Consider the following 22,231-nt stretch of genomic DNA (forward strand, 5'->3'; position numbering starts at 1 on the left):
AATAGACTGTGTCGGAACGCGCCGAGAGGCAGAGGCAACAGCGCAAGAATATGGCGAGAAGCGGATCGGGATATGATCGGCTGATTGCGTCTTTGCGTCTGATTTTGCCGGTGCTGATTGGCGTGATTGCAGCGATTCTGCTGTTTTCTCCCTTTACCCAGCGCAGCGAGATTAGCTTTTTGCTGGCCAAGGATAAGGTAGAGGTGGCGAAGGAGCGGATGAAGGTGAGCCGCGCCGAATATCGCGGGCAGGATAATAAGGGTCAGCCCTTTGCCTTGATCGCGGGGAGCGCGGTGCAGAAAAGTTCGGCGGAACCGGTGGTGCGGTTGCAGGATTTGTCGGCCGCGATCAAATTGGATACCGGTCCAGCGACTTTGGCCGCCAAGAGCGGGGCCTATAATATGGAAAATGAGCAGGTCGAGGTGCCCGGCTTGGTGCAGCTGCGCACCAATGAGGGCTATATTATCGACGTGACCAATGTCGCCATTGATATGAAGAATCGCAGCATGGCTGGGCGCGGTGGTGTTCAGGGTCAGTTGAACGTGGGGCGTTTTTCCGCCAATGAAGTGCAAGCCGATTTGGATGCACGAACGATCAAGCTGACCGGTAACGCACGGCTGCGGATCAACCAAGGAGTGTTGAAATGAACCGCAAGATGACGCCGCGTGGGGCCGAGAATGGCACAGCCGTGAGCCACCGCGCCGCGAAGCGCAGCATGGCCTTGGGCTTGGTGGGATTTGGCGTGGCAAGCGTCGCGATATTGGCCAATGGCATGGGCGATAGCGCCCACGCACAGGCACTGGCCAATCATAATAGCAACGCCCCCGTCGATTTTGCCGCAAGCAGCATTGAAGTGCAGGACCGCGCCGACCGCGTGGTGTTGGCGGGCAATGTTGTGGTGGAGCAAGCTGGGTTGACCGTGCGCGCACCGCGAATGACCGTGGCCTATAGCCGCGAAGGCGGGACGTCGGTGAACCGCTTGGATGCGACTGGCGGCGTGACGGTTACCAAGGGCGCGGAACAAGCGCGCGGCAATGTTGCCATTTATGATTTGGACCGCAAGCTGATCACCATGGTCGGCAATGTGCAATTGCGCCAGCAGGGTAATAATCTGAACGGTGGCCGTTTGGTGATTGACCTGAACAGCGGCCGTGCGACCGTGGACGGCAAGGGCGCAGGGCGTGGGCCAGATGGCAATGCGGTGCAGGGCGGGACGGGTGGCCGTGTGACCGGCACCTTTACTGTTCCCAAGCGCGATTAAACCGGCGGCCCAGCCATAGGTTGGCCGCATTTTCTGGTAGGACATATGACGGTAGGCTATTTGGGCTTGGGGCCTTGCGCCTGAGAATAACGAGCCCATGTAGGCACATGCCATAGAGCGATAGGCGGCGGACCGACAGGTTGAGCCGCCTATTTTATAACATATAACGAATTTCTGTTCAGCGAAGGAGCCTGCCCCATGCCACCCGATCATCATAGTTCGGCCATGGGCGGGAAAGAGCCTGCTTTGTGGCCGACGCTGCGCCGCTTTTTACCCTATTTATGGCCCGCTGGGCAGCGCGAGCATAAGCTGCGGATTGTTGGCGCGGGCTTGATTGTGCTGCTGTCCAAGGCGGTGCAGTTGAGCATGGGCTTTGTTTATGGCGCCGCGATTGACCGCATGGTGCCGGGGATGGAAGCGGGTGTGGCGCTGACCATTGGCTTGGTGGTCGCTTATGCCAGTGCGCGCTTCTTTGGTGTGTTGTTCGACAATTTGCGCAATGTGGTGTTTGAGCGGGTGGGGCAGGACGCGACCCGCGAACTGGCGGTGCAGACCTTTACCCATTTGCATAGCCTGAGCCTGCGGTTCCATTTGGCGCGGCGCACCGGCGAAGTGACCAAGGTGATTGAGCGCGGGACCAAAAGCATTGATACGATGCTCTATTTCCTGCTGTTCAACATCGCGCCGACGATTATTGAATTGGCAGCGGTGCTGATTATTTTCTGGATGAAGTTCAGCTTTGGGCTGGCCAGCATGACCGCGCTGATGGTGATTATCTATATCATCTTTACGCGGAAAATCACCGATTGGCGCAACGCGCTGCGGATGCAGATGAATGATCTGGACACGCTGACCGTGGGGCGGAGCGTGGACTCTTTGCTGAATTATGAAACCGTCAAATATTTTAGCGCGGAGGAGCGGGAAGCCGCCCGTTACCGCGATGTGGCGGACCGTTATGCACGCGCCGCGATCAAGAGCGAAAATAGTCTGGCGTGGCTGAATATTGGGCAGAGCCTGATTACCAATGGCGCGATGGCGGCGGCGATGGGATATACCGTGTGGGGCTGGTCGAAAGGGCAGTTTCAGACGGGCGATGTAGTGCTGGTTAACACCTTGTTGGCGCAATTGTTCCGCCCGCTGGACATGCTGGGCATGGTGTATCGGATGATCCGCCAAGGCGTGATTGATATGGAGGCGATGTTCCGCCTGATTGATAGCAAGCCCGAGATTCAGGATATGACCGGCGCGGCGGCTTTGCGGGTGGCGGGCGGCAGCGTGACGTTCGAAAATGTCCGCTTTGGTTATGATAAGGACCGCACCATATTGGACGGCGTGAGCTTTGCGGTGGAGGCGGGGCAGACATTGGCGATTGTGGGGCCGTCGGGGGCGGGCAAGTCGACCATCGCACGCTTGTTGTTCCGTTTTTATGACCCGACGGGCGGGCGCATCTTGATTGATGGGCAGGATATTCGCGCTGTGACGCAGAGCAGTTTGCGCGGGGCGATTGGTATCGTGCCGCAGGATACGGTGCTGTTTAACGACAGCATTGGATATAATATCGCCTATGGCCGCGAGGGCGCGGAAGCGACCGAGGTGGTGGAAGCGGCCAAGGGCGCGGCGATTGATGGCTTTATTGAAGGTTTGCCGGCAGGTTATGAAACGCAGGTGGGGGAACGTGGGCTGAAGCTGTCGGGCGGGGAAAAGCAGCGGGTGGCGATTGCGCGAACCTTGTTGAAGAATCCGCCGGTGCTGATTTTAGACGAGGCGACCAGCGCGCTGGATAGCCGCACGGAAGCGGCGATTCAGGACACGCTAGAGCGGATTAGCCAGCGGCGCACGACCTTGGTGATTGCCCACCGCTTGTCGACCGTGACCCATGCCGACCGGATTATCGTGCTGGAAAAGGGCCGCGTGGCGGAAACGGGCACGCATGAGCAATTGTTGGCGATGCAGGGCCTTTATGCCGACATGTGGGCGCGGCAACAGGCGGAGAAGGAAGAAGGGACGGATTAAGCGCCTTTCGCTGGGCGGGCATCCCCCCTATGAGCCGTTGCATGTCTGCTGATGCTTTGCTGCCGCTGTTAAAATCCACCTTTGGTTATGATGCTTTTCGCGGGCGTCAGGCGGAGGTGGTGGGCCGTGTGATGGCAGGGCAGAACACGCTGGCGGTGATGCCGACGGGGGCAGGGAAATCGCTGACTTATCAGCTGCCTGCCGTGGCGCTCAACGGCTGTGTGATTGTAGTGTCGCCGCTGATTGCGTTGATGCACGACCAGTTGCGCGGGGCGCGGGCGGCGGGGATACGGGCGGCGAGCCTGACCAGCGCCGATATGGATCAGGCCGAGACGCGGCAGGCGTACCGCGATGGCGCGCTGGATTTGCTATATGTCGCGCCGGAGCGGGCGACGGGGGATAGTTTTCGGGGATTGTTGGAAAGCAATCCGCCCGCGTTATTTGCCATTGATGAGGCGCATTGTGTGTCTGAATGGGGGCATGATTTTCGGCCTGATTACCGCTTGCTGCGGCCTTTGCTGGATCATTTTGGCGATGTGCCGCGCTTGGCGCTGACCGCGACGGCGGATCGGCATACCCGCGATGATATTTTGCGGCAGTTGGGGATAGAGCCGGATGGGTTGATATTGGCGGGCTTTGATCGCGCCAATATTCGTTATGCCATTCGTCCGCGGGTGGGGATGGCGCGGCAATTAAAGGAGTTTATCGAGGAAAACCCCGGGGCGGGGATTGTTTATACGCCGACGCGCACGGGAGCGGAAAAGCTGGCGGTGCAATTGGCAGAGATGACGGGGCGCAAGGTCGCGGCCTATCATGCAGGCTTGTCGCCCGAGGTGCGGGCGCGGGTGCAGAGCGAATTTGTCGCCAGCGAAGATGGCATTGTGACCGCCACCGTCGCCTTTGGCATGGGGATTGATAAACCGGATGTGCGCTTTGTGGCCCATGCGGGGCTGCCGAAAAGCATTGAAGGCTATTATCAAGAAACGGGGCGCGGGGGGCGTGATGGCGACCCTGCGGAGGCGCTGATGCTGTGGGGCGCGGAGGATTTTGCGCGGGCGCGGATGCGGCTGGCAGAATTGCCCGAAGCGCGTATCGCCAGTGAGCGGGCGCGGTTGGAGGCGCTGGCGGCGTTGGTGGAGACGGTGGAATGTCGGCGCGCTTTGTTGCTGCGGCATTTTGGCGAGCAGCCCGCCGACACGTGCGGCAATTGCGACATTTGTTTGGAGCCGCCGCGCCAGATTGACGCCAGTGTGTTGGCGCAAAAGCTGTTGTCGGCGGTGTATCGTACCGGCCAGAGCTATGGCGCGGGGCATATTGAGCAAGTGTTGTTGGGCAAGGCGGACGAGCGGGTGACGGCGCGCGGGCATGATAAATTGTCGGTGTTCGGCATTGTTGGCAGCTATGAAGCGCGGATGATCAAGCCGCTGGTGCGCAGCCTTGTGGCGCGGGATGCGCTGGCGACGACCGAGCATGGCGGGTTGATGTTGGGCACGGCGGCGCGGCCCATATTGAAGGGCGAGAAGCCGGTGCTAATGGCGGAGCCGCCGCTGCGCCGCACCAAGCGCGAGGGGTGGACGGCATCGGCCGCGAACCCTGTGGGCGATCCATTGTTTGACGCGCTGCGGGCGCGGCGGCGCGAATTGGCGGCGGAGGCGGGTGTGCCGCCTTATGTGATTTTCCATGATGCGGCGTTGCGCGCGATGGCCAATGAACGGCCATCGACATTGCACGAGATGGCGCGCATTCCTGGGGTGGGGGCGAAGAAGCTGGAAGCTTGGGGGGAGGAGTTTTTGGCGGTTATTGCGGCGGGTTGAGGGGAGTGTCTTGGCGGTGGCAAGGAGCAGACACCGCCAAGAGCGGTGATCCTAAATCGCTCGTCCGTGCGCCTTGGGGACAAGGATAAAGGCAATCAAATATAGCAAGCCTGTTAACAGGAGAAGATTATTATATCCGGTTAAAAGGGCTGAATATTCGAGGCATCCACCGACGATTGTTCCCATCAAATTGATTGCAAAAGCCGAACGTGAATCCCCAGCGTTTTCGAAGCGTTTGGCGAAGGCTATGTTAGCCAGATAGATTGGCAGGAAAGCGAGTAACGTCGCGGCGATCAGGCGCGGAAGGAAAGGAAGTGGCAATAGCCATTCTGGTCTGATTAGCCATGCTAGAAGTAAAGATGCGATGATGGCTGAGAATATGACGGGTAGAGATGGCGTGCGAAAACGGCGTGTGGTTTCCACCGCCGCCAATACGATTAGCAATACGCCGCCGAAGACCAACGCATTTACTAGCCAAGTTGTACCAAATAGCAGAGCGAATGTTGCAACATTTTTTGTTTCGAGCAGCAGAAACGCTGCGCCCATGAAAAACAAATCCCAATATGGGCGCATATGGCTGATTGGGCCGCCTAATAAGCGCACCGTCAAAAAGGTTAGGGTAAGGATGGAAACCAGCGTGATTGTGTAAAAAGGCGGGAAGGTGTCACCACGAAAATAGAGGAATGGCGCATTGTCATTCGCGGGAGGGACACGGATGCCCGTGGAATGTGTCGGAACTGAAGAACAATTTTGATCATTAGCATCGACGGCAATGCTGATGACCGCCTGAGCGCCAGCAAAAGTGTCGAGGCAAGGCATGTGCCCAAAGGCGCTAGATGTCGTTCTTGCCAAGCGATCAATGAGCCAATTTTCGCGGTAATAATTATACATAGCGAAGGCGCCATGCGGCTTTAGCCGTCGGCGAACGGAAGCCATAGCTTCTTCAGTGAACAGAAAAGATTCAAGCCGTATCTGGGATGCGCCACTGACAAGAGTAAGAGAGTCCGGTAGCGCGAAAAGGATTAAATCATATTTTTTGTCCGTGCTTTCCAAAAAGGCACGTCCATCATTTACGTGGCGTCGAACCCGTGGATCTGAATAGGGTTGATCGACATTAAACTGGGCGCCAATTTCCATAATTCTAGGGTCAATGTCGACGGCATCAATATTCTGCGCGCCTTTGCGTAAGGCAATGGCGACGTCCGATCCTGATCCCGCCCCAATAATAAGGACATCTTGGAGCTTGTTCGTGGGCAAGCGCAAATAAGGCGCTTCATAGATATGTTCTCCCTGCTCCATTTTCCACTGGGCGGGGGCCATGAGTTGATGTGGCACACCATTGGCATCAATTCGGGTCAGCTTGTAGCCGGCGTCTTCGGCGGCTGAGGTGGTGATTTTGTAATATGGTGACCAGCTTACTCCTGGGGTGAACGTCTCCATCCCTAGCATGAGCACCAGTGCTGCGCCCCACGCCATCGAGACGATTCTTCGTTTCACGTCCGATAAGATCGTGAAGATTACGACTGCGATGATGCCCCAGACGATAGATGGGGCCTGCAAGAAACTGAGAGCGGTGAAGCCAACAATACCCAGCAACGAGCCGACGAGATCGTAACGATAGGCGGTCAGGGGGGGTAATTTTGCGAAGCAGCGGCCGACCAACTCCGCTGGGCCAGCTAGGACGACCGCTGTGAGGGTGAAAACGAGTGGTAGGACCACCCATGTGGGAGGGCCGCTAACTTTGAGGGATGTGAAATAAATAATATCATCGCCAGCACGCTCGATTGACACAGGAAAGGTGAGGATGCCGCCAACTAAAATGGTTAGAAGTGGTAAAGAGATGGGCCAAATTGACCAGCTTTTTCGGCTGATTAAGAAACCAGCACCGATACCGAGAAACGAACCTAGCAGAACAAAATTAGAGAAATACGATAGATGTACTACATTTGACCCGAGCCAACGAATGAGCGCTAGTTCGAGGAAGAGCATCAATGCTGCTGCTTCGATCAAGCGTATAATCGTCGAACGGTCAGACGGTATAGGCAAGCCTTTTGAAGGCTTGGCATCACCGGAATCTAGCGGACTATCTATTATATTTTGTAGCAATTCCATCCCCCGCTGGCTCCCTCGGTCTTCTTACTTTTTGGAATTGTGAGGATGTATACGAATTTTGGCGGGGATGTGCATTGGTTTGTTGATGTAATATTATTATATATTTTCATTTAAATTGAGTGTTGGGGAACATTCGCAGGGAAGAGGTGTCGGTATGCGTCTTAGATTTGCCTTCTTGCTTGCGTGCTATCCTCGCGAGGTCTAATCTCAGTGCATGAGTGAATTTCGTTCTTTGACCGACGCGTATAGCGTGGCGCCGCAGATTGGCTTGGATGATGTGGCTGCGGCCAAGGACCAAGGCTTTGCTTTGATTATCAACAATCGGCCCGATGGCGAAGAGCCGAGTGCGCCGCAAGGCGATGCTATGGCGGCGGCTTGTGCCGCTGTGGGCATGGCTTATGCCGCGGTGCCGATTAGCCATAGCGGCTTTAGCCACGCGCAATTGGATGCTTTTGACAAGCTGTTCGCCAGCGCGACGGGGCCGGTGCTGGGCTATTGCCGGTCGGGGACGCGATCAACGCATTTATGGGCGCTGGCCCGTGCGCGGGCGGGGGATGATTTGGACGGCATCGCCAATGCGGCGTCCAAGGGGGGATATGATCTGTCCGGTCTATATCCGATGATGGAGGCACTTGCGGGGCCGAAATGATGGGGGTGCTGGTGCAGGCGGGGGTGTCACTGGCGGCGGTCAGCGGCATTGCATGGCTGGTTAAGAAATTGAAATTGGGGCTGGAACCGCGCATCGCGGACGAAGCCCATGCGCTGCGCTTGGCCGAAGAGGCTGAGGCGGGCTTTGGCGGCGTGGATGTGGCGCGGGACCGTGCGGGATATTCCGCGCTGGTGCGCAATGGCGAGCGGCGGATGATGGTGATCCGCGCCCATGGCAATCATTTTGCGGCGCGTGCTATTGACAGCCGTGTCACCATCAGGCTGGATAAAAACTTTCTGATCCTGACCGTGCCGGAGCGGCGCTTTGGGCCTGTGGCGTTGCAATTGGGCAAGCAAGCCAGCGTTTGGGCCGCGAGGATGCGCGATTTGGTGCCGAGCAAGGGTCGCTGGAGGCGGATTGAGGCCGATGCTGCGGACAGTGTGGAGGTTGAGGGAGAGAGCGAGGGCGAGCGGGCCGCTTGATGGCGGACCGGCGCGGCGGCTGCTGCGACGGCGACGGCGGCGGTTGATTCCCAATGGATGCAGGGCGGCGCGGTGATGGACATGCGCTTGGTTGACCCCATTTTATACGCCATTCCGGCGTTTATCGCTTTGTTGTTGGCGGAGATATTGGTCGCGGCGCGGCGGCACCCTGAACGATATGAAGCGCGCGATACATGGGTTTCGTTGATGCTGGGGGTGGGCAGCCAAGTGGCCGGTGCGATGACGGGCGCGGCTGTGCTGGCGATGGCGATGTGGGCCGCGCAATTTCGATTATTGGATATTGGGCTGGATTTTCGCACCTATTGGTGGGCGTGGATCGCCTGTTTTGTGCTGGATGATTTGGCTTATTATGCCTTTCACCGCAGCGCGCACCGTGTGCGCTGGTTTTGGGCGTCGCATGTCATTCATCACAGCAGCCAACATTATAATTTGTCCACCGCGCTGCGGCAAACATGGACAGGGTTTGTCAGCCTGTCCTTCCTGTTCCGCTTGCCGTTATTTCTGATTTTTCCGGTGGAAATGGTGCTGTTTTGCGGGGCGCTGAACCTGATTTACCAATTTTGGATTCATACCGAGATGATCGGGAAAATGCCGAGCTGGTTTGAGGCGGTGATGAATACGCCGTCGCACCACCGTGTGCATCATGGCGTCAACCCCCGCTATTTGGACAGCAATTATGCGGGCGTATTCATTGTGTGGGACCGGATGTTTGGCACCTTTGTGCCAGAGCGTGCGGATGACCCTGTGCGATATGGATTGGTGCGGCAGTTGGGGAGTTTTCACCTGTTGTGGGCGGCGGTGCATGAATGGGTGGGGATAGCGCAAGATGTGTGGGCCGCGCCATGGCGGCACAAGCTGGGCTATATATGGAAAGAGCCGGGTTGGAGCCATGATGGCAGCCGTGCCACCAGCGCGATGATACAGGCGCGGGCGCGTCAGGGTGCGACGCGTGACGGGGCGCATGATGGAGCAGTGGTGGAGCAGGGTGCCGAGGGGGCGCGTGACAGGGCGGGCGCTGCGACGTCATAGCGGCGGGCCGTCGAGAGGTGCGGGGGATGGCGGTGCAGAGCAAGGCGTCGGGACCTGTCATCAATTGCATTGTGCCGCGGTTTTTCTGCTTGCCAGTCACGCTAATGACAATAGGGTTAGTATCGAAATAAAATCTAATGGTCGGGAGAGAGTGGGTGGATCAATTTGACGTGATCGTCATTGGTGGGGGCAGCGGTGGCAGCGCGGCCGCAGGGCGTTTGGCGGAGGATGGTCGCCGCCGCGTCTGTTTGATTGAAGCGGGCGGTAGCAATGATAATTTTCGCGTGAAAACGCCCGGTTTCATGCCCTTCATTCCCGATGCATCCAATTATCGTTACGAAACGGTGCCGCAAAAGGGGCTGAATGGCCGTGTGGGATATCAGCCGCGCGGGCGCGGGCTGGGCGGGTCGAGCGCGATTAACGCCATGATCTATATTCGCGGGCATCAATATGATTATGACCATTGGGCTGAATTGGGCGCGCATGGGTGGAGCTATGCGGATGTTTTGCCCTATTTTAAGCGGTCAGAGGGCAATGAGCGCGGCGGCAATGAATGGCATGGCGCGGATGGGCCGCTGAATGTCATGGACCAGCGGTGGCCCAATGCGGGCAGCCGCGCCTTTGTGGAGGCGGCAGCGCAGTTGCAGTTGCAGTTGACGGACGATTTTAACAAGCCGGACAATAGCGGATTTGGCCTGTTTCAGGTGACGCAAAAGGCCGGTGAACGCTGGTCGGCAGCGCGGGCTTATGTGGAGCCGCTACGCGGCAAGGGGAATTTCGACATTCGCACCGATGCGTTGGTTGAAAAAATCATCATTGAAAATGGGCGCGCCGTGGGGGTGCAGATTCGCCGGGGCGGTCAGCAGGAACAGGTGCGGGCCAGCGGCGCTGTGGTGTTGGCGGCGGGGGCGTTTAACAGCCCGCAAATATTGATGCTGTCGGGCATTGGGCCTGCCGAGCATTTGGCGCAGCATGGCGTGAGCGTACAGGTGGACCGTGCTGCGGTGGGTAGCGATTTGCAGGACCATATTGATTATGTGTCCAGCTATGAAAGCCCGTGGAACGGGTTTTTTGGCAGCAGCTTGGCGGGAACGTTGCGGATGGCGGGGGCGGTGTTGCAGCATCGCTTGAAGCGCACCGGCATTATGACCACGCCCTTTGCGGAATCGGGTGGGTTTTGGAAATCCCATGCCGATGCGCCCGCGCCAGATGTGCAATTTCATTTTGTGCCCGCCATGTTGGAAGATCATGGGCGCACCAAGTTGAAGGGCCATGGTTTTTCGGTTCATGCCTGTGTTTTGCGGCCCGAAAGCCGTGGCACGGTGCGCTTGGCGTCGGCTGATGCCGCCGTAGCGCCATTGATTGATCCCAATTTTCTGGATGATGACCGCGATATGGCTGTGCTGCGTGCCGGTGTTCGCTTGATTGAGCGGATTCGCGCCGTGTCGCCCTTGGCGGATTTTGCGGGGGTGGACCGGCATGTGGTGGATTATGACAATGATGCGGCCCTGGATGCGATGATCCGTGACAGAGCCGATACCGTTTATCACCCCGTGGGAACATGCCGCATGGGCAGTGATGCCGACGCGGTGGTCGACCCGACATTGAAGGTGAATGGCGTGGATGGATTGTGGGTGGCGGATGCCAGCATCATGCCGCGTTTGGTGTCGGGCAATACCAATGCCCCCAGCATCATGATTGGCGAGCGGGCGGCGGATTTTGTGAAGGCTGCCCTAGCGTAAAAAGTATAAAATGGTGCGCGGCGAGGCGCATCAATTTTTGGTAAAATTTTTAAGTCTGCGCGGCCAAGGTTCGCCATGGCCGCGCCGCTTTTTTATGCGCGGTTGCACGCCATCGAAAAACAGAGAACTGGCAGGCGATGAGCAAGATTCGTCGATGGGCGAAGGTCGAATGAAGCGGCGGATTAGGCCCAAGAATGAGGATGCGGCGTGGCGGAAGGTGGGGATGGAGAGGCGCGGAAAAGCGCCTGTTTTTGCCAGATATTGCAGGGCGTAAAAGGCATAAGGCAAAAAAAGAGGGTCGGAACTTTCGTTCCGACCCAGCCTTTCAGGCTCTCCCCTCCTGAAACTTGTTGAACAATGAATGACACATTAATCTGAGCTTGAAAAGAGGGAATTTGCATCTTCGTGATTTTGCGTTTTTGCGCCTTTGTTGCGCAGCAATTTCAGGGCTTTGCCGAGCATAAAAAGGGGCCGGTGAGAACACCGGCCCAGTGGTTCGCAGGAGGAACCTGTGGAGGGGGGAGCCAAATCTGGAATTTGATTCGGCCTGCCCCAATTTTTGTCTCATGAAGCCATGGTTGGGGCCGGTTCGCTTCGACCGATGCCGGCCCCGCCATGCTTAGTGGTTGTAGGCACGCTCGCCATGTTCGCCGAGGTCGAGCCCTTCGCGTTCGACGTCTTCGCTGACACGCAGTCCGTTGACCGCTTTGGCGATGCTGAAGGCGATGGCCGAGCCGATGGCGGCCCATGCGATGGCAACGCCGGTTGCGAGCAATTGGGTGCCAAGCTGGGACGCGATGGCATAGTCGGCATCGCCAGGGCCGCCGAATGCAGGGGCGTAAGTGATCGCCACACCAAGCGAGCCGATGATGCCGGCTACGCCGTGGATGCCGAAAACATCGGCGGTGTCGTCAAAGCCCAATTTGGCCTTGAGCGAGGTGACGAACCAAAAGGCGATGACCGACGCGATCGCACCCAGAAGGATAGCACCAAATGGGCCAGCATTGGCCGCCGCAGGGGTGATGGCAACAAGGCCCGCGATGACACCGGAGCAGCCACCGAGCAGGCTGGATTTATGCCCGCTGGCTTTTTCTGCGACGAGCCATGCGATGCCGCCTGCAGCCGTGGCAACCAGCGTGTTGAGCATGGCGAGGCCCGCTGTGCCATTGGCACCCAGCGCCGAGCCGGCGTTAAAGCCAAACCAACCCACCCACAGCAAACCGGTGCCGATCAGGGTCATGACGAGCGAGTGCGGCGGCAGAGCTTCTTTGAGATAGCCAATACGCTTGCCAAGGATGAGGCAGCCAACCAAGCCCGAAATACCGGCGTTGATGTGAACCACGGTGCCGCCAGCAAAGTCGAGGGCGCCCATTTCAAAAAATACGCCGCCAGCCGACCAGACCATATGGGCCATGGGGAAATAGACGATGGTGAGCCAGATGACGGTGAAGATCATCAGGCTGGTGAATTTGATCCGTTCGGCCAGCGACCCGACGATTAGCGCGCCGGTGATGGCGGCGAAGGTCATTTGGAAGCTGATGAACACATATTCGGGAATAGTGCCGGAGAGGCTGTCCGGCGTGACGCCCGCCAGAAAGGCTTTGTCGAGATTGCCGATGAAAGCGCCTTCGCCGCTGAATGCCAGCGAATAGCCCCAGCAGACCCAGATGAGCATGGCGACACAGGTGACGGCCAGCGTGTGGGTGAGAACCGAAAGCATGTTTTTCGAGCGGACGAGTCCGCCGTAAAACAGGGCAAGGCCCGGAATGATCATGAGCAGGACCAACAGGGTGGAGGTGAGCATCCAAGCCGTGTCGCCGCTGTTCAAAACGGGTTGTTCGGCGGCCAAGGCTTCGGCCACTTGCTCTTGCGCCCATGATGGGGATGCTGCGAACAGGCCGAGCACGGTGGCGGCGATGCCGCCAGACAGGCGAGCAGGGATGGACAGGCTGGACGGCATGAGGCCGAGGACGTCCCGCGCCCCCCGCGCTTTAGCCAATGATGTGGATATCGTCATATGTTCCCCCTTTCGCTGTTAAAGTGCTGCATCATCGGTTTCGCCGGTGCGGATCCGCACCGCCTGCGCCACATCAAGGACAAAGATTTTCCCATCCCCGATGGAGCCGGTGTTGGCGCTATGTTGCAGGGCCTCCACGATGCGGGGGGCCAAATTATCGTCGCAGACCAGTTCGATTTTGACCTTGGGGACCATGTTGGTGGCATATTCGGCGCCGCGATAAATTTCGGTCTGGCCTTTTTGTCGGCCAAAGCCTTTGACTTCGCTGACCGTCATACCGGCGATGCCCAATGCGGTGACCGCTTCGCGCGCTTCGTCGAGCTTGAACGGTTTAATGATGGCTATGATCAGCTTCATATGATCCCCTTCTTTTGTCGCATCCCGTGGCATGCTGTGGAGGACGCAGTGCAATGGCCGTGCCAATTGACGGGAGGGGCGAGGAAACACCGAATTTTATGGAAATTTGGACAAAGCGTGCCGTGCTGCGGTTGAAAATAGGGCAGCCATTCGGGCGCTATGCCTAAAAATTAGGCAGATATCGCTTTGGGCACCGCAACGTTGGAGGGCGCGGTGGATTTGGGATGGGCGCGGTGGTGGATGTTGGGCGATGCGCCGCCCTTATTCGGCGCGGAAGGTCGCCCAGATGGGGAGATGGTCCGACGCGCGGGCGGCCAAGGGGCTGTGATGCACACCGCTGTCCAGCGCGGTGAGGCTGGGCGAGGCAAAGATGCGGTCGAGGCGCGCCAAGGGGCGGCGTGAGGGAAAGCTTTGGCCGGTGTCCACCACGGGGTGCTGGGTGGAGAAATCATTGAGGCAGCCCGCCATGGGACGCCATTCGTTCATGTCGCCCATCAAAATGGTCGGCAGATCTTCGCCAGCGTCGAGATGCGCCAAAATGGCGCGGGCTTGGTGGCGGCGGCGAATACCCGAAATGTCGAGATGCATGCCCACAACCCGCACGCGGGTGCCGAATAGGTTGAGTGTGGCTGCCACGGCGCCGCGCGGTTCCAGCGTTGGGATGCGCAGCATATGGCTTTCCTCAACCTCGACGCCCCTACGGACCAGCAGAGCGTTGCCGTGCCAGCCAAGGCTGAGGGGGCGATTGTCGAGCGAGACGGGGACATAGTCGCTGTCGCTGGCCAACATTTCGGTGGGGATGGCGCTGGCGCGGGTACCAAAGCGGCGGTCTGCTTCTTGGAGAGCGACAATATCGGCGCTGATTTCGTTCAAGACGCCAAGCACCCGCGCGGGATCGCGGCGGCGGTCGAGGCCAATGCCCTTGCGCATATTATAGCTGGCGACTTTGAGGGTGGGCGTGGTCGGCAATGTCGAAAAATCTGGCATAGAGGGTGTCTTGTCGTTTGTCGAAAGCGGCCAGTGGAGAATGGGGGGAAGGGTCAGACGCAGATAGGAGGCGATGGGGGAGGGGAGAACCAATGCACTCGCTGCGTCTGACAAATAGAAGATGGTGGCGGGGGGCGTAGTTTCAAGATGGCGGTCGTGGCGGTGGGCGGAAATTTTTGGAGACGTTTTTTATAATATTGGAATGTAAGCAAATAATATTTCATTGGGGCGTTATTGGGCATGTATGCGGCGTGCGGAGCGGCATGGGGATGGGGATGCGGGCTGGACCGGCGTCCAGCCACATGGGGTAGCCGGAACATAGGCCACCATTGTTACCAGTTTTTGCCCATTTCAATGGCGGCGGCTTCGTCAGGGCGGCTTTTGCGGCCCAGCGCTTGGTTGCGGTGGGGGAAGCGGCCAAATTTTTCGACAATGTCGAAATGTTTTTGCGCGAATTCGAACAGCTCGGGATCGTCCAATTGCGCGACGAGGCGCAGGGATTCCCGCTGATCGTCCATATCTTCGCTATGTTCGAACGGCAGATAGGCAAAGAGTCGGCGGTCCTTGTCCCATGACTGGTCCCAGCCATGGTCGGTGACGCCGCGCGCAATGGCGACGGCGAGTTCGTCGCTGGCAAAGGCCTGGGCGCTGCCCCGAAACAGGTTGCGGGGCAGTTGGTCGAACAAAATAATCGCTGCCAAGGCTGTGTCAGGGTCGGTCAAAAAGGATTGAGCGGGCAGGCTGCGCAAGGCTGGCCACCATGAAGCGGCCAGCGCGGCCAGTTCGTCGTCAAAGGCGGGGCCGCCGCCAAACCAATGGGAGCGATTATGATCGCGGAACCAAAAATCCAATAATTGCTGCGCCCAATCATTGGGCGGCGGCAGGGGATTTACGTCCGTATCTTGATCATTATCATCATCATAATCGCTCAACATCATCGGCTAGCCTTTATCACTCTGCTTTGCGGTAAGGGACAAATTCGCCAAGGCTGACGAACCCACGCCAAGAACGCGTACCCGGATCAACAAGTTGCACTGTGTCGATGCTGCAAAGCTGGCTGCCGACTGTCTTGGTGACCATGGTATCGCTGTCATTCAAGCTGCTGGCGCCAGAGGTGGGTCGATTGACCCAGATGGTGCGGCCCGCATGATAAACGATGGCGGTTTTGTCGATGATCTGGGTGTTGGTGACGCTGTTCATCGAAATACAGTTCGTCGGTTCACCCGCCACCCGGCCTTCGAGGATTTTTTCCAGCTTTTGTTCGGGCGTCTGTTTGGGAGCGGCGGTCGCTGTCATGGGAACAGCAGCGAGCATTGCGGCACCGCATAGCGCCATTGTTACGGAACGGAACATGTTGAACAACTCCTTCCATCTTGTTCTGTTGACACTAGTATAACGGAGTCCTGTGAACGAAAGCTTAGCTGAATATTTACATTTCGTTCAGGAACAACAGGACTGCGTTATATTATGGCAACAGTTTATTTGAGGATGAGGCCAACCAAAATCAAGCCGTGCCACCAACCGTGAGGCCCGCGACCAGCAAAGTGGGCTGGCCGACGCCCGCAGGAACGCTTTGTCCGCCCTTGCCGCAGACGCCGATCCCCTCGTCAATCGCCATATCATTGCCGATGCCCATGACCTTGGTCAGCACGCTGGGTCCGTCGCCGATCAGGGTCGCGCCCTTGATGGGATCGCCGATTTTGCCATTTTCAATTTTATAGGCTTCGGTGCAGCTGAAGACGAATTTGCCCGACACAATGTCGACTTGTCCGCCGCCGAAGCTTTTGGCGAAGATGCCGTTTTTGACACGCGACAATAGTTCAGCCGGATCATCATTCCCGCCGCGCATAAAGGTGTTGGTCATGCGGGGCATGGGGGCGTGGGCGAAGCTTTCGCGGCGGCCATTGCCCGTGGGTTCCACGCCCATCAGGCGGGCGTTGAGGCGGTCCTGCATATAGCATTTCAAAATGCCGTCTTCGATCAGCACGGTTTCGCCGGTTGGCGTGCCTTCGTCGTCGATGCTGAGCGAGCCGCGACGGCCACCGCCGATGGGGCTGCCGAGGCTGCCATCATCGACCACGGTGACGCCTTCGGCAGCGACGCGCTGGCCGATGCGGCCAGAAAAGGCACTGGTGCCCTTGCGGTTAAAGTCGCCTTCAAGGCCGTGGCCGACCGCTTCGTGCAGCAGCACGCCGGGCCAGCCTGGGCCGAGCAGCACGGTCATTTCGCCAGCAGGGGCATCGACGGCACGAAGATTGGTGAGGGCCTGTGCAAGCGCTTCGTCAATGGCGCGGTTCCATTGTTCGGGTTCGAACAGATGGTCGTACATATAGCGGCCACCAAGGCCGAAATAGCCGGACTCGCGGCGGCCATTTTCTTCGACCACGATGGAGACATTGAGGCGCACGAGGGGGCGGATGTCGGTGGCCAAGAAACCATCCGCGCGGACGATTTCGACGACGGACCAACTACCCGCCAAGGCGACCGATACTTGTTTAATACGCGGATCGCGGGCGCGGGCGGCGGCGTCGATTTCTTGGCACAGCGCCGCTTTTTTCGCGAAGGGGACGAGGTCGAGCGGATTGGCTTCGTCATAGAGGCGTTGGTTGGTGTGCTGGGGCGGGGCGGCGTGGGCGCCCTTGGCAGGGTCGAGCAGGGCCAGCGTTTCGGCGGCGCGGCGAATGGCGGGGGCGCTGATGTCGCTGGCGTGAGCAAAGCCGGTCATTTCGCCAGATACGGCGCGCAGGCCAAAGCCCGCATCGGTAGAATAATCGGCGGTTTTCAATCGGCCATCATCGAAGCCAAAGCTTTCGGTGGCGCGATATTGCAGATAAATTTCCCCGTCATCGGCGCGGGCGAGCGCTTCTTTGGCCAGCTTTTGCGCGAGATCTGGGTCCAGTGCATCGGCGCGGTAGAGAAAATTACGGGGATCGGAAAATTGGGTCATGGTGCGGATATAGGCGCAAGCGAGCCAGACGGAAAGAGGCGGATGGGCCGCGCCAATGTGCCGGACAGCAAAAAGGCGCGGGACGAACCGCGCCTTGATTAGGAAAAACCAAAGGGTGAGGCTTGTTTAGGCCTGATCGGCCACGCCGCCCGCCAAGATGAAGCGGCGGTCGCAATAGCCGCAATCCGCATAGCCTTGGTCGGGGTCAATTTCCAACCAGACGCGTGGATGGCCGAGCGCGGCATTGGCCAAGCCGTCGCCCGTACCGTCACAAGCGATACGGCTTTTGGTGGTGCGGATGGTTTCGGGCTGGGGTGCGCTGTTGCTGGTCATAACCGCGCCCATAGCAAGGCGCGATAGGCTTCGCAATCCGATGCGTGATGCCATGGGAAAGCGCGGCGCTGCTTTTTCATCTGGCGATGATGGGTCAAGCAGGGCTATGGAATGAATATGACTGATGCTGCAATCCGCATCGAGGGAGTTTCCAAACTGTATAAAGGTGGGAAACAGGCCCTTGATCATGTGAGTTTTGATGTTCCGCGCGGGCAGATTTTTGGGCTGCTCGGCCCCAATGGTGCTGGGAAATCCACCCTGATCAATATTTTGGCGGGGCTGGTGAACAAAAGCAGCGGGCGCGCCAGCATTTGGGGATTCGATATCGACGAGAATCCGCGCAATGCCAAAAATAGCATTGGTATTGTGCCGCAGGAAATCGTCTTTGACCCATTTTTCACGCCCTTTGAGACGTTGGAGAATCAGGCGGGCTTTTATGGCGTGCCCAAGAATCAGCGCATGTCAGACGAGTTGCTGGCGGCGGTGCATTTGGCGGATAAGCGCGACGCTTATGCTCGCACCCTGTCGGGCGGTATGAAGCGGCGGTTGTTGGTGGCCAAAGCGATGGTCCATTCGCCGCCGATCATTGTGTTGGATGAACCAACAGCTGGCGTGGATATCGAGCTGCGCCAGCAATTATGGGAATATGTTGTCAGCTTGAATGATCGCGGTGTCACCGTCGTGCTGACCACCCATTATTTGGAAGAAGCCGAGCAATTGTGCGACCGCATTGCGATTATCAACCAAGGCAAGCTGATTGCGAATAAGCCGACCCGCGAATTGGTGGATATGGCGCGGGAAAAAATTGTCGTCGTGACGCTGGATCAAGATGTCACCGTGCTGCCCAGCCACCCTGCCTTTGATAAAGTCGAGCGGGAAGGGGAGCGGATGCTGGCCATTAGTTATAATAAAGACCGCGCCAATGCGGGCGATGTGTTGGCGGCGGTGGGCGCGCTGGGGTTGGGGATTGTTGATGTGTCCACCCGCGAGGCGGATTTGGAAGATGTGTTTTTGAATTTAACGCGGGCTGCCCGTTCTTAAGAGGTTTGGGCGTGCATAAGAAGTTGGGCATGCATAAGGGATAGGACGGCCAAAAGGCCGCGCTGCCACGGCATGGTTCGGCAGCGTTGAGAAGGTTTTGCTATGTCGGATACTGAGGTTCATGACGTCATCATTGTGGGGTCAGGCGCGGCAGGATTAACCGCTGCCATCGCTTTGGCCGACCATTGCCGCGTGCTGGTGTTGGCCAAGGGGAATTTAACCGGCGGGTCCACGGCTTGGGCGCAGGGCGGTATTGCGGCTGTGCTGGATGCGGGCGATACTTTTGACAATCATATTGACGATACGATGGTGGCGGGTGCGGGGCTGAACCGGCGCGAAACCGTGGAATTTGTTATTGAAAATGCACCAGAGGCGATTGACCGTCTGGTGAAAATGGGCGTGCCGTTTAATAGCGAAAAAGGCGCATTGCATTTGACGCGCGAGGGTGGGCACAGCCACCGCCGCATTGTGCATGTGGACGACGCCACGGGCTGGGCCGTGCAAGAAGCGCTGCTGAAAACAGCCGAGGCGCATCCGAATATCACGTTGATGCCCGGCCAAGCCTGTATTGATTTGATTACCGGACGGCATGAGGAACGCTATTCTGGGTCGGGCCATGTTTGGGGCGTTTATGCGCTGGACGAGGCGAGCGGCAAAGTGCGGGCGCATGTGGGCCGTGCGACCATTTTGGCTAGCGGCGGGGCGGGGCGTGTTTATCAATTTTCCACCGCGCCGCGCGGGGCGACCGGCGATGGCATTGCGATGGCTTGGCGCGCCGGTGCGCGGGTTTCCAATATGGAAATGATGCAGTTCCACCCGACCTGCTTGTATAATTTGGACGTGAAAAACTTCCTGATTACCGAGGCGGTGCGCGGCGAAGGCGGCATCTTGCGCCATCCCGTGACGGGATATCGCTATATGCCCGATTATGATGAGCGGTTGGAGTTGGCTCCGCGCGATATTGTGGCGCGGGCCAATGATGATCAGATCAAACGCTTCGGCCTAGATTTTGTGCATTTGGATATTAGCCACCAAGATCCGGAATTTGTGAAGGGCCATTTCCCGAACATCTATGAGAAGCTGATGAGCTTGGGCATTGATATGACCCAGCAGCCGATTCCGGTGGTGCCCGCGCAGCATTATACGTGCGGCGGGATTTTGATTGATTTGAACGGGCGCACGGATTTGCCCGCACTTTATGCCGCGGGGGAATGCACTGAAAGCGGGTTGCACGGCGCGAACCGCTTGGCGTCGAACAGCTTGCTGGAATGTTTTGTGTTCGGCGAGGCCGCCGCGCGGGATATTATCGCCAATTGGGCCGATTTGCCGCCGCCGCCCGCCATTCGGCCATGGGATGAAAGCCGGGTGACGGACAGCGATGAAGAGGTGGTGATTAAGCAAAATTGGACGGAAATTCGCCGATTTATGTGGAATTATGTCGGCATTGTGCGGTCGACCAAGCGGCTGGAACGCGCTCAGCACCGCATCAAAATGCTGACGGATGAAGTGGGCGATTATTACGGCCATTTCCGCGTGACGACCGATTTGATCGAGCTGCGCAACTTGTTGCAATGTGCGGATTTGATCGTGCGTTCGGCGTTGGAGCGCAAGGAAAGCCGTGGCTTGCATTATACGCTGGATTATCCGGACTTGCTGGCCGATGCGCGGGATACGGTGTTGGTTCCTTGAACGAGCGCTGGGGGGGAATTAGCGAGCGTCAGATTTTTTGGGGCATAATGGCGCTGGCGGCGATTTTGCGGGCGGTGGCGGCTGTCCCCTTCATGATCGGCTGGTATGACGAAATTTGGCAATATTTAGAACCGGCTTGGTCGTTGGTCGAAGGGCCATGGATTCAGACATGGGATTTTCGCGACGGCATCAGAAGCTGGTTGTTACCACAATTTTTGTCCTTGCCTATGGCGCTGGGCTGGTGGTTGGCACCGGATAGCGCCTTGAATTTGTTCCTTCCGCGTTTGCTGATGGCGGCTTTATCCCTGACCGTGGTGGGATGTGCCACGCAATTGGGCCTGCGTCTGTCGCGCTTGCATGGCCTCATGGCTGGTGTTGTCGCAGCGGTTTGGTTTGAGCTGATTTATTTTGCGCCGCGTACCCTGTCCGAACCGCTGGGCTTTTCTTTGTTCATGGGCGCGGTTTGGTTGTTGATAGCGCGGCGCTATACCCCAAATTTTCGGGCCTATCAGGTGGCGGGTTTCTTGCTGGGGCTGTGCTTTGCCGTACGAATTCAATATGCCCCGATGATATTAATCCTGACCATATGGGCGGCGCGGACGGAATGGCGTGCGTTGTGGACGCCGATGGTGCTGGGCGGATTGGCGGCGCTGGGGGTGGATGCCGCAGTGAATTTGGCGATGGGCAATATGCCCTTTCGCTGGATGGTCGAGGCGGTCCGTGTGAATGTGATCGAGGGGCGGGCCGACAGCTATGGCGTGTCGCCAGTGACCGAATATTTGGGTATGATGGGGCTGCATTGGTTTTTGCTGTTCCCCGCCATCCTGATCTTGGCGCGCAAGGGGGCCCGACATTATCCGATTTTATTCTGGATCGCCGTCGTTCATATTTTGTGTCACAGCTTGATTGGGCACAAGGAATTCCGCTTCATCATGGCGGGTGCGGGCTTGCTGGTGGTGCTGGCGGGGCTGGGCAGTGCGGATATGTTGCGGCAGGTGCCGCGACAGCGTTTGGCATTGACGACGGTCACCATGTTGTTTTTGTGGATGGGCGGATCTGCCGCGCTGGCCAATGCTTTTTTTCAGCATAATTGGTCACGCGGTGCGGCCTTGGCTGAGATTTATGATGAGATCAGAAGCGATCTGAAAAGCTGTGGGATTGCTTTTCACACGCCAGAAGGCAGTGTTAATGGCAGCTATGCTTTGCTGCGACGATCTATTCCGATGTATAGCATTGATGAACCAGCGGAATTGGCTCGCTATGCCAGCTCTTACAATCATATTTTGACCTATCAGGACCGGTTGGCGGATTTGCCCAGTGGATTTGGTCAGGTCCAATGTGGTGACGCCAAGGATATGGATGCCGCCGTGTGCCATGCGCGGCGCGCAGGCGGGTGCAGCGGCGATCCGGTACAGCATCATTATAATGCTTGGTTGGAGCGCCGCGACAATTGAGCATGAGCAGTCCTTGCGCTGTTCCCGATGCTTAGGTGATGGAGCGGACGACGAAGATGAGGGCGGCGGCGCCGAGGATGGAGGCGAGGCAGCCGGCGCGGTGGAAGTCGGTGCGGCCTCGGCTGATGATGAAGCCGGATAGGAGGCTGCCGCAGATGCCGAGTAGGATGGTGGCGGGCCATGTCATGGGGACTTCGCCCGGATAGAAGAAGCGGGCGAGGACGCCGATGAGGAAGCCGGAAAAAAGCGCGCCGATGAGGTTTATCATAGCGCGCCTTTAGCG

At 58.0% G+C, this 22,231-nt stretch carries 20 protein-coding genes; 11 read left to right on the forward strand and 9 right to left on the reverse strand.

The window, feature by feature from the left end:
- The first annotated feature begins 8 nt into the window (after positions 1 to 8).
- The 4 genes from lptC (at position 9) to recQ (ending at position 5,088) form a co-directional block, all read left to right on the forward strand.
- The gene (lptC, locus tag LKO31_RS03690) at positions 9 to 647 is read left to right on the forward strand and encodes an LPS export ABC transporter periplasmic protein LptC (protein ID WP_227688719.1); all 639 of its coding nucleotides are present in this window, start codon (positions 9 to 11) and stop codon (positions 645 to 647) included.
- Between the two features lie 125 nt (positions 648 to 772).
- On the forward strand, positions 773 to 1,261 hold the full coding sequence (locus tag LKO31_RS03695; protein WP_227689565.1) for an LptA/OstA family protein: 489 nt from the start codon (positions 773 to 775) through the stop codon (positions 1,259 to 1,261).
- A 198-nt stretch (positions 1,262 to 1,459) separates the two neighbouring features.
- The gene (locus LKO31_RS03700; RefSeq protein ID WP_227688720.1) at positions 1,460 to 3,274 is read left to right on the forward strand and encodes an ABCB family ABC transporter ATP-binding protein/permease; all 1,815 of its coding nucleotides are present in this window, start codon (positions 1,460 to 1,462) and stop codon (positions 3,272 to 3,274) included.
- Positions 3,275 to 3,315: 41 nt separating this feature from the next.
- The gene (gene recQ, locus LKO31_RS03705) at positions 3,316 to 5,088 is read left to right on the forward strand and encodes a DNA helicase RecQ (RefSeq protein ID WP_227688721.1); all 1,773 of its coding nucleotides are present in this window, start codon (positions 3,316 to 3,318) and stop codon (positions 5,086 to 5,088) included.
- Positions 5,089 to 5,139: 51 nt separating this feature from the next.
- Here the strand turns inward: recQ and LKO31_RS03710 are convergent, their stop codons facing one another.
- Complete coding sequence (locus LKO31_RS03710; RefSeq protein ID WP_227688722.1) at positions 5,140 to 7,200, reverse strand: spermine/spermidine synthase domain-containing protein; 2,061 nt, start codon at positions 7,198 to 7,200, stop codon at positions 5,140 to 5,142.
- A gap of 214 nt (positions 7,201 to 7,414) precedes the next feature.
- Between LKO31_RS03710 and LKO31_RS03715 the strand changes: the two genes are divergently transcribed.
- The 4 genes from LKO31_RS03715 to LKO31_RS03730 all read left to right on the forward strand — a co-directional run bounded on the left by LKO31_RS03715 (position 7,415) and on the right by LKO31_RS03730 (position 11,123).
- The gene (locus tag LKO31_RS03715) at positions 7,415 to 7,849 is read left to right on the forward strand and encodes a TIGR01244 family sulfur transferase (RefSeq protein WP_227688723.1); all 435 of its coding nucleotides are present in this window, start codon (positions 7,415 to 7,417) and stop codon (positions 7,847 to 7,849) included.
- Positions 7,846 to 8,331, forward strand: a complete 486-nt coding sequence (locus tag LKO31_RS03720; RefSeq protein WP_227688724.1) for a hypothetical protein — start codon at positions 7,846 to 7,848, stop codon at positions 8,329 to 8,331. Before LKO31_RS03715 ends, LKO31_RS03720 begins: the two co-directional genes overlap by 4 nt.
- Before the next feature lie 81 nt (positions 8,332 to 8,412).
- The gene (locus LKO31_RS03725; protein ID WP_227689566.1) at positions 8,413 to 9,381 is read left to right on the forward strand and encodes a sterol desaturase family protein; all 969 of its coding nucleotides are present in this window, start codon (positions 8,413 to 8,415) and stop codon (positions 9,379 to 9,381) included.
- A 155-nt stretch (positions 9,382 to 9,536) separates the two neighbouring features.
- Positions 9,537 to 11,123 carry a GMC family oxidoreductase gene (locus LKO31_RS03730; protein ID WP_227688725.1) on the forward strand — a complete coding sequence of 529 codons (1,587 nt, stop codon included), beginning with the start codon at positions 9,537 to 9,539 and terminating at the stop codon, positions 11,121 to 11,123.
- A 619-nt stretch (positions 11,124 to 11,742) separates the two neighbouring features.
- Here the strand turns inward: LKO31_RS03730 and LKO31_RS03735 are convergent.
- From LKO31_RS03735 to LKO31_RS03765, 7 genes are all read right to left on the reverse strand, one after another.
- On the reverse strand, positions 11,743 to 13,071 hold the full coding sequence (locus tag LKO31_RS03735) for an ammonium transporter (RefSeq protein WP_407699251.1): 1,329 nt from the start codon (positions 13,069 to 13,071) through the stop codon (positions 11,743 to 11,745).
- An 87-nt stretch (positions 13,072 to 13,158) separates the two neighbouring features.
- On the reverse strand, positions 13,159 to 13,497 hold the full coding sequence (locus LKO31_RS03740; RefSeq protein WP_227688726.1) for a P-II family nitrogen regulator: 339 nt from the start codon (positions 13,495 to 13,497) through the stop codon (positions 13,159 to 13,161).
- A 261-nt stretch (positions 13,498 to 13,758) separates the two neighbouring features.
- Positions 13,759 to 14,484: an endonuclease/exonuclease/phosphatase family protein gene (locus tag LKO31_RS03745; protein WP_227688727.1), complete on the reverse strand. Its 726-nt coding sequence runs from the start codon at positions 14,482 to 14,484 to the stop codon at positions 13,759 to 13,761.
- A 332-nt stretch (positions 14,485 to 14,816) separates the two neighbouring features.
- Entirely contained in the window at positions 14,817 to 15,422 is a 606-nt protein-coding gene (locus tag LKO31_RS03750; RefSeq protein ID WP_227688728.1) for a DUF924 family protein, read from the reverse strand.
- 13 nt (positions 15,423 to 15,435) lie between these two features.
- Positions 15,436 to 15,837 carry a hypothetical protein gene (locus tag LKO31_RS03755; RefSeq protein ID WP_227688729.1) on the reverse strand — a complete coding sequence of 134 codons (402 nt, stop codon included), beginning with the start codon at positions 15,835 to 15,837 and terminating at the stop codon, positions 15,436 to 15,438.
- Between the two features lie 151 nt (positions 15,838 to 15,988).
- On the reverse strand, positions 15,989 to 17,431 hold the full coding sequence (tldD, locus tag LKO31_RS03760) for a metalloprotease TldD (protein ID WP_227688730.1): 1,443 nt from the start codon (positions 17,429 to 17,431) through the stop codon (positions 15,989 to 15,991).
- A gap of 126 nt (positions 17,432 to 17,557) precedes the next feature.
- Positions 17,558 to 17,764 carry a zinc-finger domain-containing protein gene (locus LKO31_RS03765; RefSeq protein ID WP_407699241.1) on the reverse strand — a complete coding sequence of 69 codons (207 nt, stop codon included), beginning with the start codon at positions 17,762 to 17,764 and terminating at the stop codon, positions 17,558 to 17,560.
- 117 nt (positions 17,765 to 17,881) lie between these two features.
- Here LKO31_RS03765 and LKO31_RS03770 point away from each other — a divergent pair, with 117 nt between their 5' ends.
- From LKO31_RS03770 to LKO31_RS03780, 3 genes are all read left to right on the forward strand, one after another.
- Positions 17,882 to 18,805: an ABC transporter ATP-binding protein gene (locus tag LKO31_RS03770; RefSeq protein ID WP_227688731.1), complete on the forward strand. Its 924-nt coding sequence runs from the start codon at positions 17,882 to 17,884 to the stop codon at positions 18,803 to 18,805.
- Positions 18,806 to 18,907: 102 nt separating this feature from the next.
- Entirely contained in the window at positions 18,908 to 20,494 is a 1,587-nt protein-coding gene (gene nadB / locus LKO31_RS03775) for an L-aspartate oxidase (protein WP_227688732.1), read from the forward strand.
- Positions 20,491 to 21,948 (forward strand): glycosyltransferase family protein, encoded by a 1,458-nt coding sequence (locus LKO31_RS03780; protein ID WP_227688733.1) that lies wholly within the window; start codon positions 20,491 to 20,493, stop codon positions 21,946 to 21,948. The genes nadB and LKO31_RS03780 overlap by 4 nt, the downstream gene beginning before the upstream one ends.
- Before the next feature lie 31 nt (positions 21,949 to 21,979).
- Here the strand turns inward: LKO31_RS03780 and LKO31_RS03785 are convergent, their stop codons facing one another.
- Positions 21,980 to 22,216: a GlsB/YeaQ/YmgE family stress response membrane protein gene (locus tag LKO31_RS03785; protein ID WP_227688734.1), complete on the reverse strand. Its 237-nt coding sequence runs from the start codon at positions 22,214 to 22,216 to the stop codon at positions 21,980 to 21,982.
- Positions 22,217 to 22,231 lie beyond the last annotated feature (15 nt).

This window comes from Sphingopyxis yananensis (genome assembly GCF_020687785.1).
Lineage (GTDB): Bacteria > Pseudomonadota > Alphaproteobacteria > Sphingomonadales > Sphingomonadaceae > Sphingopyxis > Sphingopyxis yananensis.